12 protein-coding genes are annotated in these 12,819 nt (G+C 63.4%); 4 read left to right on the forward strand and 8 right to left on the reverse strand.

Annotated elements, in window-relative coordinates; translation table 11 throughout:
• The first annotated feature begins 3 nt into the window (after positions 1-3).
• The gene (gene phnN / locus E1748_RS15740) at positions 4-1,788 is read left to right on the forward strand and encodes a phosphonate metabolism protein/1,5-bisphosphokinase (PRPP-forming) PhnN (RefSeq protein ID WP_133648125.1); all 1,785 of its coding nucleotides are present in this window, start codon (positions 4-6) and stop codon (positions 1,786-1,788) included.
• Between the two features lie 26 nt (positions 1,789-1,814).
• The gene (locus E1748_RS15745) at positions 1,815-2,624 is read left to right on the forward strand and encodes an FRG domain-containing protein (RefSeq protein WP_240766639.1); all 810 of its coding nucleotides are present in this window, start codon (positions 1,815-1,817) and stop codon (positions 2,622-2,624) included.
• Between the two features lie 225 nt (positions 2,625-2,849).
• On the opposite strand, the gene E1748_RS15750 is transcribed toward E1748_RS15745, so the two are convergent.
• Together E1748_RS15750 and E1748_RS15755 are read right to left on the reverse strand one after the other, a co-directional pair.
• Positions 2,850-3,239: a hypothetical protein gene (locus E1748_RS15750; protein WP_133648126.1), complete on the reverse strand. Its 390-nt coding sequence runs from the start codon at positions 3,237-3,239 to the stop codon at positions 2,850-2,852.
• 73 nt (positions 3,240-3,312) lie between these two features.
• Entirely contained in the window at positions 3,313-4,227 is a 915-nt protein-coding gene (locus E1748_RS15755; protein WP_133649384.1) for a LysR family transcriptional regulator, read from the reverse strand.
• A 178-nt stretch (positions 4,228-4,405) separates the two neighbouring features.
• On the opposite strand from E1748_RS15755, the gene E1748_RS15760 reads away from it, so the two are divergent.
• On the forward strand, positions 4,406-5,110 hold the full coding sequence (locus E1748_RS15760) for an SDR family NAD(P)-dependent oxidoreductase (RefSeq protein ID WP_133648127.1): 705 nt from the start codon (positions 4,406-4,408) through the stop codon (positions 5,108-5,110).
• A gap of 129 nt (positions 5,111-5,239) precedes the next feature.
• The gene (locus tag E1748_RS15765) at positions 5,240-6,061 is read left to right on the forward strand and encodes a lytic transglycosylase domain-containing protein (RefSeq protein WP_133648128.1); all 822 of its coding nucleotides are present in this window, start codon (positions 5,240-5,242) and stop codon (positions 6,059-6,061) included.
• Positions 6,062-6,083: 22 nt separating this feature from the next.
• Here E1748_RS15765 and E1748_RS15770 read toward each other — a convergent pair whose 3' ends face one another.
• From E1748_RS15770 to E1748_RS15795, 6 genes are all read right to left on the reverse strand, one after another.
• Positions 6,084-6,911 carry an ABC transporter permease gene (locus tag E1748_RS15770; RefSeq protein WP_133648129.1) on the reverse strand — a complete coding sequence of 276 codons (828 nt, stop codon included), beginning with the start codon at positions 6,909-6,911 and terminating at the stop codon, positions 6,084-6,086.
• A 42-nt stretch (positions 6,912-6,953) separates the two neighbouring features.
• The gene (locus tag E1748_RS15775) at positions 6,954-8,207 is read right to left on the reverse strand and encodes an ABC transporter permease (RefSeq protein ID WP_133649385.1); all 1,254 of its coding nucleotides are present in this window, start codon (positions 8,205-8,207) and stop codon (positions 6,954-6,956) included.
• Positions 8,208-8,244: 37 nt separating this feature from the next.
• Positions 8,245-9,291 (reverse strand): ABC transporter substrate-binding protein, encoded by a 1,047-nt coding sequence (locus tag E1748_RS15780; RefSeq protein WP_133648130.1) that lies wholly within the window; start codon positions 9,289-9,291, stop codon positions 8,245-8,247.
• Position 9,292: 1 nt separating this feature from the next.
• On the reverse strand, positions 9,293-10,459 hold the full coding sequence (locus E1748_RS15785) for an ABC transporter ATP-binding protein (protein ID WP_133648131.1): 1,167 nt from the start codon (positions 10,457-10,459) through the stop codon (positions 9,293-9,295).
• A gap of 32 nt (positions 10,460-10,491) precedes the next feature.
• Positions 10,492-11,640 (reverse strand): SRPBCC family protein, encoded by a 1,149-nt coding sequence (locus E1748_RS15790; RefSeq protein WP_133648132.1) that lies wholly within the window; start codon positions 11,638-11,640, stop codon positions 10,492-10,494.
• 181 nt (positions 11,641-11,821) lie between these two features.
• Entirely contained in the window at positions 11,822-12,748 is a 927-nt protein-coding gene (locus E1748_RS15795; RefSeq protein ID WP_133648133.1) for a LysR family transcriptional regulator, read from the reverse strand.
• Between the last annotated feature and the right edge of the window lie 71 nt (positions 12,749-12,819).

The raw sequence follows: 12,819 nt of genomic DNA on the forward strand, positions 1-12,819 counted from the left end.
GCGATGAGCGCGCCGAACACAACAAGCGCGGGCATCTTCTTCTTCGTGGTCGGCCCGAGCGGGGCCGGCAAGGATTCGCTGATCGAAGGCGCGCGCCGTCTCGAACCCAACTTCTGTTTCGCGCGGCGCGCGATCACGCGACCGGCCGGCTCGCCCGGTGAAGACCACGACGCACTCGACGATGCCACGTTCGATGCGCTCGACGCACGCGGCGAATTTCTCGTCACGTGGTCCGCACACGGGCTGCGGTATGGGTTGCGGCGTGATCTGCTCGATGCGATCGCGCAGGGCCGTCATGTGATCGCGAACGGCTCGCGCCGGATGATCGGCGATCTCGCCGCGCGTGTGCCTCGGCTCGTCGTAATTGAAGTCGGTGCGCCGGCAGAAGTGCTCGAAGCGCGGCTGCTCGGACGCGGCCGCGAAACGGCCGAGCAGGTGCGGGCCCGCGTCGCGCGCGAAGTCGAACCGTGTACCGCCGATGTCGAGATTCGCCGCATCGTCAACGACGGTTCGCTCGAAGAGGGCATCGAGCGCTTCATGCACGCGCTGCGGCACGCGATCGAACCGCCGTCCAGCACGCCGCTGCTGCAGGCCAAGCTCGCGGGCGCATCGCTCGACGAAACCCAGTACGAAGCGCTGTTCGACGACATCCTCGCGTTGCGCTACGCGGAGCGCAACGTCGACCGCTTCCTGCTGCACGCATGCCAGCACGTGAGCGACGCCGAAGTGCTCGCGCTCGCGCGGGTGCGAGCGAAGCGGATGCCGCGAATCGAATGGAACGAGCCGATCGTCGTCGACAAGCATTCGATGGGCGGCATCCCCGGCAGCCGCATCACGCTGATCGTCGTGCCGATCGTCGCGGCGTACGGGCTCGCGATGCCGAAGACGTCGTCGCGTGCGATCACGTCGGCGGCCGGCACTGCGGACGCGATGGAAACCGTCGCGCGTGTCGATCTGACGTCGGGGGAAGTGCGCCATTGCGTCGAGACCGCGCGCGCTTGCATCGCGTGGAACGGCAAGCTCAATCACTCGCTGATCGACGACCGGATCAACGCGTTCACGCGGCCGCTCGGGCTCGACACGAACCGCTGGTCGGTTGCGTCGATCCTGTCGAAGAAAGTATCGGCGGGTTCGACCCACGTGATGGTCGATCTGCCGTGCGGCCCGCGTGCAAAGCTGAAGGATGCCGATGAAGCACACGCGCTTGCCGCATTGTTCGAATATGTGGGAGCAGGCGTCGGCCTGCAGGTGAAGGCGCTCGTCACCGATGGCAGCGGGCCGGTCGGCCGGGGCATCGGTCCGGCGCTGGAGGTCCGCGACATCGATCTCGTACTCGACGACGCTGCCGATGCGCCGCCTGATCTGCGAGACAAGGCACTGACATTTGCGTCGCATATCCTTGCATGGGCGCCCGGTGTACGCGATGTCGACGAAGGGCGGCGCATCGCGCAGACGCTGCTCGCGAGTGGCGCGGCGCGTGCGGCGTTCGAGCGGATCGTCGATGCGCAGGGGCGGCATGCGCAACCCGTGCGGCCGGCTGCGCGGGTGCACGACGTGAAGGCTGCGCAGGGTGGTGTGGTGGCGTCGATCGACGGCTGGCAGGTAGCCGGCATCGCGCGGCAGGCGGGTGCGCCGGCCGATGCGGGCGCGGGTGTCGATCTGCTGTGCCGTGTCGGGCAGAGCGTCGCGCCCGGCGACACGCTGTATCGCGTGCATGCAACGCACGCGGCGGCACTCGATCGTGCCGCGACGCTCGCCACGCTCGACACGGGGTACCTTATCGTATAAATACGAAGCGTGACTGACCGGACAAGGTGGACGAAGTGAAAACGACGGTGGTGTCGAACTGGCAGCAGTTCATGGACTTGACGTCCGAACTCGACGGCTGGGCGTTTCGCGGCCAGCAGGACGCCAACTGGCCGCTGCAGAGTTCGCTGTCGCGCTACCTGTCCGCGTTCGTGCCCGATCGCACCACGTGGCGCATTCAGGAACAGCGCGCGATCCGTATTTTCCGGCGCAAGGCGCACAACTATCTGTCCGACGTGCGCGCGCTGTCCGACGACCTGCGCTGCCTCGGGCTGATGCAGCATCATGGCGCACCGACGCGCCTGCTCGACTTCACGAAATCCCCGTACGTGGCCGCGTTTTTCGCGCTCGAACGGGCGGTGTCCGACGCGGCGATCTACGCGGTCAACACGCCGGCGCTATGGACCAACCGCGCGTACCCGAGCACCACGCCGCATCTGACGCGCGACATGATCGATCCGCGCCGCAAAGGTAACTTCGAGAAATTCTTCCTGACCGACAAGAACCCGGTGATCTGGTTCGGCGAACCGTCGGAGATGGATCAGCGGCTGATCGCGCAGGCGGGCACGTTCGTGTTGCCGGGACTGCTGCAGAAATCGCTCGACGAGATCCTGAACAACTATTCGAGCGACGACGAACTGCTGCGCAAGATCGTGCTGCCGCCGTCGGTGCGTGAGGACGCGATGCGATCGCTGTACCGGATGAACATCACGAACGCGTCGCTGTTTCCGGATATGGAAGGGCTCGCGCGTTCGATTGCGCTGGAGCTGGAGATCGTCTGGCCGGGTGTGGTGGGGAAGACAGACCGGGCGGACTGACTCGGGGAGTGTTGCAACGCGGTGTCCATCAGGGAAACCCCGTCTGCTCGACGACCCCGTGTATGCCGTTAAATTCAATCAAAGCGATCCGGTATACCGGGCGCCCGGGGAAGTGGTTCCGTCACGCGGCGGTTGGCGCCGCAGTGCACATCCGGGCAGCGCCAGTCCGACGGCGCCCGGTGGTACGGAAAGCTTTTCTCTCTGCGTTTCCGCCTTTCACTGCGCTCACTCCTCGCAGCGCACATCCTTCTTCTGCACGACGATGATCACCGGGTAGGTCTGCCCGTGATCCAGCTCGACGCGCGCGACGACCGACATCGTCGTCGCATCGATGTCGTCGTACACGCTGACGCGGTCATTACGCAGATTCACGAGGCCGGTACAGGCCGATGCGTGACCGTCGTCGGAGACCTGACACGAGATCGGGTTCTCGTTGACGATCCGATACTGATCGCGGCTGGGTGCGGCCAGATAGTCGTGCATGCTCTGCGCCGATCCGCCGACGCCGGTGACCTTGCCGATCGCGCACTGCTGCTGGGGCGGCGTCTGGGCCACGGCAACGGCGCTGGTGGCTGCGATGATCGTCGCGAGGGTCGATGCAAGAAGGAGTTTCATGGTGCGCGTCACGGTTCTGGATCGAAGTGTCGGATTGTAAAGGGATACTGCGGCTGGGGTGAGTGAGGTCTCTTCACAACGCCACCCGCCGCCGACACACCGTCAACACCAGCTCCCTCAACCACCGATGAACCGGATCGACCTCCAGCCGCGGATGCCACATCTGCGAGACGGTGAAGCCTTCGGTCGCGACGGGAAGCTCGAACGAATAATCAGCAACGGATGCATCAGGCTGCGTATCCATGAACGACGCCGGCAGCAGCGCGATCAGATCCGACGCGCGAACCACGGCGAGCGCCGACGTAAAGCTCGGAACCATCGCTACGACAGTTCGCTCGAACCCGGCCAATGCCATCGCAGCATCGAGCGCCCCGGTTATCTGGCGACCGTACGGCGTCGCGACATGACCGAACGCCGCGTATCGTTCGAGCGTCACGTCCTGTTCCGCATCGAGCGGATGCCCCTTTCTGACCACACCGACGAAGCGGTCCCGAAACAGCGCCCGCACGCGCACCTCGGGGCCCATTTCCTCCAGCACGCCGACCTCGAGATCGGCGGACCCCTCGCGTAAAGCCGTCGCGCTCTTTTCCGGTTTGGGCACGAAGTGCAAACGCACGAACGGCGCAAGCGCGGTGACTTCGGCGATCAGCGATGCACCGAATGCTTCGATAAACCCTTCGTTCGCGCGAATCGCGAAGGTGCGGCGTAGCGTCGAAAAATCGGGGGCTTCGGGCGGCGGACGCAGCACCGCACGCGCGTCACGGACGAGATTCCGCGTGCGCTCGCGAATTTCCTCCGCGTACGGCGTCAGCACCATGTCGCGTCCGGCCCGCACCAGCAGCGGATCGCCGGTCTCCGCGCGAAGCCGGCTCAGCGTGCGGCTCATCGCCGACGCGCTCAATTGCAGCGCTTTGGCGGCGCGCGTCACGTTCTTCTCGGTGAGCAACGCATCGAGCGCGAAGAGGAGGTTGAGGTCCGGTTCAGACATTGCGTGGTCGCGGCAAAGGGCGGTGAGGTAGGGCGTCCGATGCATAGTGTAGTTGCATTTCGCGCGCCTTCCGCCACCTGTGATGCGCCGATATATTGGCAGTCGACACTCATTCAGCAGGATCGCTCCGATGGCCTTCACTTCAGGCCCGATAGCGGCCTCGTTTAAAGGAAACGCCATGCCAAACACCTCTTCGCAGAAAACGGTTCTCCTCATCGGTGCATCGCGCGGCCTCGGCTTCGCGATGGTCGAGGAGTATCTGAAGCGCGGTTACCACGTCATCGCGACGGGACGAGCCGCATCCACCGACAAACTCCGCCAGATCGCTGCCACTTCCGACGGCGCACTCGAAGTAGAAACCGTCGACGTCGCGGTTCCCGAGCAGGTCGCGGACCTGCGTGCCCGTTTGACCGGTCGTCGCATCGACGTGCTGTTCGTAAACGCCGGCGTCAAGAACGACGACCGCGAAACGACAGCCGATGTATCGACCGACGAGTTCGTACGCGTGATGGTCACGAACGCGCTGAGTCCGATGCGCGTTATCCACACGCTGCAGGACCTCGTTCCTTCGACCGGCACGATCGGTGTGATGTCGTCGGGGCAGGGCAGCCTCACGAACGCGACTAACGGCAATTTTCAGGTCTATCGCGGCAGCAAGGCCGCGCTGAACATGTTCATGCGTACGTACGCGGCCAGCCACGCCGAGTCGCCGCGGACCTTGCTACTGATGGCACCCGGTTGGGTCCAGACGGACATGGGCGGCTCCGGCGCGCGTCTGACGATCGAAGAAAGCATTCCGAATCTGGTCAGCACGATCGAAGCGCATGAAGGGCGCGCCGGGCTGCATTACGTCGACTATCTCGGACAGGTCGTGCCCTGGTAACAGCGGTGAGGATTCTTGCCTGAGAACCCTACGCTTCGCATTTCCGTCCGTCGCTTCGCATCGCGCTTTCTCGCGCAGCGAAGTCGAGTCCGATAATCGCCACAAGTCAACCGTGCGCGGGAGTCGGACATGATCGGCATCAATGGAAGTCAGTCGTTAAATCTGGACACCAGTCTCGGTGATCCATCGCAGAACGCATCTACGCAGAGTATCCAGTTTCTCGAACAGCTGCTGCAGATGATCCAGTTCCTGCTGCAGCAGATGCAGGGCTCCGGCGATGACAGCGGCGGCACGCCGTCGGTCGGCGGTGCATCGTCACCGGGTTCGTCGTTCCCGCCGGCTGCCGCATCGGGCGCGCCGATGCCGTCGTCGCAGGGACCGTCGGGCGCACCAGGAGCGACGCAACCGCCGCAGACGCTCGCAGCGACTGCTCCGCCGACGGGTCAGCCGGCCACTCAGCCCGCTACGCAGCCGCCCGCAGGGGCCGCACCGTCTTCAGGCTCATCGTCGGTGGGTGATGTGACCGCTGCGCCGGGCACCGACCTGACACCGGCGCAAGTCGCGAGCAAATACAGCACGCAGATCGCAGCGGCCTCGCAGGCTACAGGCGTGCCGCCGGGCATTCTCGCCGGACAGATCTGGCAGGAGTCGAAGGGGATTGCGAGCACGCCTGGCGGCGGCCTGATGCAGCTCGGCCCGAACGAATTCCAGCAATACGGCGGCGGCAACATCTCGGACCCGGGCGACAACATCATGGCCGGCGCGAAATACATGAAGGCGCTGTCGACGCAATTCGGCGGCAACATGGGCGCTGCGCTGCGCGCATACAACTCCGGTCCGAACGGCGTCGACGTCAACAACCTGAACTCGACGCCCGCCGGCACCGGCGATCCGACCTACATCACGAAGGTGATGCAGGCCGCGCAGCAATCGGGTCTCTCTACGACGTGATCCGGCGCGTAGTGCGTCCGCATTAAACGAGCGCCTGGCTAGCCGCCGCCGTGCGGCCGCGCAGCCAGGTGATGCTCGCGAACAGCAGCACCGCGAACACGATCAGCATCGTCGCGACCGCGAGGATCGACGGATCGATCGAGTCGCGGATGCCGCTCCACATCTGTCGCGGTACGGTCTTCTGATCCGGGCCGCCGATGAACAGGATCACGATCACTTCGTCGAACGACGTCGCGAACGCGAACACGCTGCCGGTCGCGACCGCGGGCGTGATCAGCGGCAACGTCACGCGTTTGAACGTGACCCACGGCGTTGCACCGAGCCCGGCAGCCGCACGCAACAGACTCTGATCGAAGGACAGCAGCGAAGCGGTCACCGTGATCACGACGAACGGCGTGCCAAGCGCCGCATGCGCAAGCACGACGCCGGGGTACGAGTTCACGAGCCCGAGCGGCGCGAAGATCAGATAGAAGCCCGCTGCGACGACGACGATCGGCACGATCATCGGCGAGATCACGATCGGCATGATCAGCGAGCGCAGCGGAAACTGCGCACGGCTCAGGCCCAACGCAGCGAGCGTGCCGAGACACGTCGCGATCAGCGTCGACGCAGCACCGATACCGATACTGTTCAACAACGAGCGCTGCCAGTCCGGACTCGTCAACGCCTGCTCGTACCAATGCAGCGAAAAGCCCTGCAACGGATACGAGAAATACGCGCCTGAATTGAACGACAGCGGAATGATCGCGAGAATCGGCGCAATCAGAAAGAACAGCACGACGGCCGTGTGCAATCGCACCCAGCGCGAAGCGATGCGTTCGGTCAGCACCTTGTTGCGTTGTTCCTGCATGTCGTTCGTTCCCGTATGCGCTTGAAGCGCACTCCAAGCGTATTAACCGAACCGCAACCGGTCGATGCCGACCAGCCGGTTGAACACGAAATAGAAAATCGCCGTGAAGATCACGAGGTACGCCGACAATGCACCGGCGAGTCCCCAGTTGAGTTGCGTGTTCGTCTGCAGCGCGATCAGCTGGCTGATCATTTCGTCGCCTGCGCCGCCGAGCAGCGCGGGCGTGATGTAGTAGCCGAGCGCGAGCACGAAGACGAGAAAGCAGCCTGCGCCGACACCCGGCAGCGTCTGCGGAATGTATATGCGAACCAGCGCGGTAAACGGATGCGCACCGAGCGATTGCGCCGCGCGCACGTACACCGGCGACACGCCCTTCATCACCGAATAGATCGCGAGAATCATGTAAGGCAGCAGTATGTGCGTCATGCCGATCAACACGCCCACGCGATTGAACACGAGCGGCACCGGATGCGTGATGAAGCCGAAGCTCATCAGCGCGCTGTTGATCACACCGCCCGGTTGCAGCAGCACGTACCACGCAGTCGTGCGCACGAGCAGCGATGTCCAGAACGGCACGATCACGAACAGCATCAACCGGTTGCTGCTTTTTGCGGGCAGATTCGCGAGCAGCCACGCGACCGGATAACCGAGCAGCAGACACAGCAGCGTCACCGACGCACTGATCGAGATCGTGCGCAGAAACGCCTGTCGATACACCGACGCGTTGTCCGGCAACGACGCGACCGAGCCCTGTGGTGTGACCTGCGCATCGACGGCGGCGAGCAGATAGTCGGGTGTCGGTGAAGTAGCTGCGCGTTTCAGTTGACGCCATGTTTCCGGATCGCCCCAGCGTTCGTCGAGTGCGATCAGCGCGGGCTTCCATGCGGGCGGCGCATCCGTGGGCAACTGACGCGCGGTACGCAGAAACAGGCTGCGAAACCCGGCCTGCGCAAAATTCAGCCGCCGCGCGACGTTACCGAGCTGGTCGTTTTGCTGCGCGCTCCTGAGTCCCGACGCGAGCAGCGAAAACGTGCGTTCGTCGGGCACGCCGTGGCCGTCCCATGCGCGGAGCGCATGCGTCAGCGCGGGCATGCTGTCGGGCACTTCGTGGTTCTGCACGCTGCGCGCGAGCAGTAACACGATCGGCGCGATGAACGTCGACAGCAGAAATACGATCAGCGGCAGCGCGAGCAGCAGCGCCTGCAACGACGCGCGACGACGCGCCTTCTGATACGACGCGCGGCCCAAGGCTCCCGTGGGGGAGCCCTGGGCCGCGGCATGAGCCGACACGGGCATGCTGGTGGTCAAGTTGGACTCTCGTTCGATGCCGACGTTACTGCGTCAGCCACACCTGGAAGCGCTTGTTGATCTGGTCCGCGTTGTCGGCCCAGAAGTTCGCGTTGATCTGCAGCGCGCGCTTGAAGTTGGCGGGTGCGGTCGGCAGATCGGCGAGACGCTGTTTATCGACGAGCGCGATCGCATCCTTGCGCGGCGGTGCATACGCGATGTACTTCGACAGGTCCGCGTACGCTTTCGGCTGCGATGCCGACACGATGAACTTCGCCGCTGCATCCGCGTGCTTCGCGCCGGTTGGGATGCCCCACCAGTCGTAGTCGTAGATCTGCGCGTCCCACACCGTCTTGAACGGCTTGTTGTCCTTCTTCGCGGCGTCGTCGATGCGGCCGTTGTACGCCTGCGTCATCACGACCGCACCGTCCGCGAGCAACTGCGGCGCCTGCGCACCGGCTTCCCACCACACGATGTTCTTCTTGATCGTGTCGAGTTTCTTGAACGCGCGATCAACGCCGGCCGGCGTGCCGAGCACCTTGTACACATCCTTCGGATCGACGCCGTCGGCGATCAGCGCCCATTCCATCGTGACCTTCGGCGACTTGCGCAGACCGCGCTTGCCGGGGAATTTCTGCAGATCGAAGAAGTCGTTCACGGTGGTCGGCGCGGTTTTCAGCTTGCTCGCGTCGTATGCGTAGACCGTCGACCACACCATGCTCGCGACCGCGCAATCGCTGATCGAACCGGGAATGAAATCGCTCGTCTTGCCGATCGACTTCCTGTCGAACTTCTTCAGCAGGCCTTCGTCGCATGCAGTGATCGCATCGTTCGTTTCGAGGTCGATCAGGTCCCACGTAGTGTTGTTCGCCTGTTCCATCGCGGAGAGTTTCGCGAGGCCGCCGTCGTACGATTCGGTCGAGAAGCCGATGCCGGTCGCCGCCGTGAACGGCTCGAAGTACGCTTTCTTCGCGGCCGCTTCGTACGCGCCGCCAAACGTCACGACGGAAAGCGTCTCCGCGGCCTGAACGGTCACGGTGGCGAACGCGAGTGTGGCGATTACCGCGCATTGTGCTTGAATGAGAGTGCGCATGTTAGTTGGCTCCTGCTGTAGCGGGCGTGGTGGTGGAAGAGGACAGCGGTGGTGGTTGTATCTGTCGTGGATCGGCCGCGAGGATCTTGCAGTCGTCGTGCCGCCACGCGATGTCGATCGTGCTGCCTGGTGACGGCAGCGCGTGACGCTGCGTGTTCGGCACCTTCACGACGATGCCGTCGCGTGAACCAAGCGTCAGATGTACGCGATGATGGTCGCCGCAGTACACGAGCTCGTCGACCTGCGCGCGCACTACGTTGTTCTCATCGTCGATGTGTGCGCCGTCCGGGCCGGCGATATGTGCGCGCTCGGGGCGCAGCGCGAGCATCGCGTCGTCGCCCGCGTGCAGGCCGCGTTCGCAGCGGCCGCGAATCGCGCTGCCGTCCGCGAGCACGAGCGTCGCAATATCGTCGATCACGTCGACTACACGTCCCGTTAGCCCGTTGTTCTCGCCGACGAAGTTCGCGACGAATGCGTTCTGCGCGTTCTCGTAGAGTTCGCTCGGCGTCGCAGCCTGCTGGATGCGTCCGTCGGAAAACACCGCGACGCGGTCCGACATCGTCAGTGCTTCGGCCTGATCGTGCGTCACGTAGACGATCGTCAGCGACAGCTCGCGATGCAGCCGCATGATTTCGTATTGCATCGTTTCGCGCAGACGTTTGTCGAGCGCGCCGAGCGGTTCGTCCATCAGTACGACGCTCGGTTCGAACACGAGTGCGCGTGCAAGTGCGACGCGCTGCTGCTGTCCGCCCGATAGCTGCGACGGACGGCGGTTCGCCAGATGCGGCAGTTCGATCATCTCGAGCGCGCGCTTCACGCGCGCTTTCTGTTCGGCGCGGCTCACGTGTCGCACCGACAGCGGAAACGCGACGTTCTCCGCGATCGTCAGATGCGGGAACAGCGCATAGTTCTGGAACACCATGCCGATGTCGCGCTGATGCGGTGGCTTGTCGTCGAGCCGTCTTCCATCGAGACGGATCTCGCCGTGCGTCGGCGATTCGAAACCCGCGAGCATCATCAGCGTGGTCGTCTTGCCCGAACCCGACGGTCCGAGCAGCGACAGGAATTCGCCCTTGTGCACGTCGAGACTCAGATCGTCGACGACGTAGTGCTCGCCGTCATACGATTTGCTCACGCCCGAGAACGAGATGTAGGAGAGGTTTGACATCGTGAGCGGGTCCTTTCCAGGTGCGGATGCGTTCACTGCGTGTCGACTTTGTCCGCGAGGTAGCGGGCGAAATCGTAGTTAGGCTGTTCGAGATGGCTCAAATGACCGGGCTTCGCGAGCGGCGCATGCACGCCGCGAAACACTGCTTCCACGCCGCGCCGGTCTTCCGCGTTCACTTCGTCGAGCAGTTTTTTTAGCGTTGCCATATGCGTCGCGGCCTCGGGGTCAGCGATGAATTCCGGAGAAAGTCCGCCGCCGAAACGGATGTGCACTTGATCCACGCCCTGCGGCTGCAGCACCAGGTACCAGAAATAGCCGGGCGTTAGTGTGATCAGATGCGTCGGGTAGATCGCGAGCAACGCCGTGGTCTTGCGCCAGTGTCCCGTGAGCCGCGTGTTGTCGGGATGCGCATTGCCGATCGGCAGCGACGCTTCCTTCGTGATCCAGTGATAGTTGAACGCGGGGTAACCCGGCGGGCACTCCATCTCTTCGAGCCGAGAATGCGGGCCTACCGTCGCGCGATGCAGCATCGGCAGGTGATAACTCTCCATGAAGTTTTCCGCGAGGATCTTCCAGTTGGTGTCCCACACGTGTTCTTCGTGGAAAGTCTCGACGTAATCGGTCATCCCGTAGGCGTCGATCAGTTCATTCAACTGCGCGAGCTGTGTGTGAACGGGCTGCGCGTTTTCATCGAGTGTCACGTACAGCCATCCCTGCCATTCTTCGCAGCGCACGGCGGGCAGACGATAGTTTTCCTTGCTGAATCCCGCTTGCCGGTCCATCAGCGGCGCACCGGCGAGTTCGCCGTCGAGCGAGTAATTCCACGCGTGATACGGACATACGATGCGACGCACGTTGCCGCGTCCTTCGAGCAGCACCGACATCCGGTGCAGGCACACGTTCGACATCGCGCGCAGTTGCATCTTCTCGTTGCGGATCACGACGATCGGTTGATTGACGATGCGTGCGGTCAGATAGTCGCCGGGTTCCTTCAGCGTGCTCGCACGGCCGACGCATTGCCATTCGCGCGCGAAGATGTTGCGCTCTTCGAGCGACAGGAATTCGGGCGACGTGTACACGCACGGCGGCATCGAGCGTGCGTCGCCGAATGGCCGTTCGCAGCCCGTTCGCAACGCGTCGACGAGTGCATGGACTGTGATCGTTCGTGCCGGGTCAGCCATGAAGCCCCCTCCCTGTGGTCATCCCCGCGAGAGCGCGCTGATACAGGCTTTGACGCCGTTGTGCGCTCGACATGAATATCAATCTATCAAGCCAAATTGCTAGCTAAAATATTGTTTTCGGATACAAAGCAAAGCTTTTAGCTATACAGCGTACGTCATGATCTTCGAGGGCGGCTGTCGGTTACGGGTTAACGTGCAGCTTGCGGATGTAGGTCTCGCAGAACGATGCGAACCGATGCACCACTTGACGCGGTTTCATCGTGCGCGACTGTGCGATACCGAGCGTCGTCGCCTTGACGTTGTCCTTGAAACGCTTAATGACGAAGTCTTCGCCATCCACGGTGCGGGTCGATTTGAGCGGGAAGTTGAGGATGCTGTAGCCGAGACCGTTCGCGACCATGCCTCGCACGACTTCCGGTTGCGACGAACGAAAAGCGGGCGCAGGCCGGCCGCCGACCACATCGAACAACGACGCGAAATACTCGCGGCTATGCGGCAGATCGAGCATCACGTAGGGCTCGGTCAGCAGGTCTTCGAGCGACACCTTGCGCGCCCGCGCGAGACGATGCGTCGCCGGCAGGATCGCGTACGGCGGTAGCGGAAGCAGCGGCGTGAACGCGATGTCGTCGGTCAGATCGAGGCTGTAGGTCAGCACGATATCGAGCGAACCGTCGTGCAGTCCTTTCAGCAGACCGTCCTGATGCGCTTCGACGGTGCGAAACGAAATGCCCGCGTGTTCGCGCGTGAAGCGGCTGATGAGCCCAGGCATCAACGGCGGCGCAAGCGACACCATGCAGCCGAGCGTGATCGCACCGGTCATGCCGCCGTCCATTTCCTTCGCTGTGGCCTGCAGTTCTTCGGCGGTTTTCAGCAGATTGCGCGCCTGGCCGAGCAGATCGCGTCCCGCCTGCGTCAACGACAGACCGCTCGCGTGATGGCGGATAAACAGCTGCACGCCGAACGACACTTCGAGGTCCGCGAGCGCGGTCGAGATCGACGGCTGCGAGATGTGCAGCCGTTTGGCGGCTGCGGTGAACGACAGCGTTTCCGCCGTCACGACGAAGTAGCGCAACTGACGCAATGAGTAGCGCAGCGGGTGATTTTCCATCGACGAGGCTCCCTGCATGGACTTTCGATGCGCGCATTGTGCAGCGATCAAAAAGATCTTGCATAGCCAAA

The sequence above is a fragment of the Paraburkholderia flava genome, assembly GCF_004359985.1.
Taxonomy (GTDB): domain Bacteria; phylum Pseudomonadota; class Gammaproteobacteria; order Burkholderiales; family Burkholderiaceae; genus Paraburkholderia; species Paraburkholderia flava.

Coding starts and splice junctions, on each gene's coding strand:
- E1748_RS15755 (WP_133649384.1), bottom strand. CDS start 4,227: ATGTCTGAACCGGACCTCAACCTCCTCTTCGCGCTCGATGCGTTGCTC.
- E1748_RS15775 (WP_133649385.1), bottom strand. CDS start 8,207: ATGCCCGTGTCGGCTCATGCCGCGGCCCAGGGCTCCCCCACGGGAGCC.
- E1748_RS15770 (WP_133648129.1), bottom strand. CDS start 6,911: ATGCAGGAACAACGCAACAAGGTGCTGACCGAACGCATCGCTTCGCGC.
- E1748_RS15780 (WP_133648130.1), bottom strand. CDS start 9,291: ATGCGCACTCTCATTCAAGCACAATGCGCGGTAATCGCCACACTCGCG.
- E1748_RS15785 (WP_133648131.1), bottom strand. CDS start 10,459: ATGTCAAACCTCTCCTACATCTCGTTCTCGGGCGTGAGCAAATCGTAT.
- E1748_RS15765 (WP_133648128.1), top strand. CDS start 5,240: ATGATCGGCATCAATGGAAGTCAGTCGTTAAATCTGGACACCAGTCTC.
- E1748_RS15750 (WP_133648126.1), bottom strand. CDS start 3,239: ATGAAACTCCTTCTTGCATCGACCCTCGCGACGATCATCGCAGCCACC.
- phnN (WP_133648125.1), top strand. CDS start 4: ATGAGCGCGCCGAACACAACAAGCGCGGGCATCTTCTTCTTCGTGGTC.
- E1748_RS15760 (WP_133648127.1), top strand. CDS start 4,406: ATGCCAAACACCTCTTCGCAGAAAACGGTTCTCCTCATCGGTGCATCG.
- E1748_RS15790 (WP_133648132.1), bottom strand. CDS start 11,640: ATGGCTGACCCGGCACGAACGATCACAGTCCATGCACTCGTCGACGCG.
- E1748_RS15795 (WP_133648133.1), bottom strand. CDS start 12,748: ATGGAAAATCACCCGCTGCGCTACTCATTGCGTCAGTTGCGCTACTTC.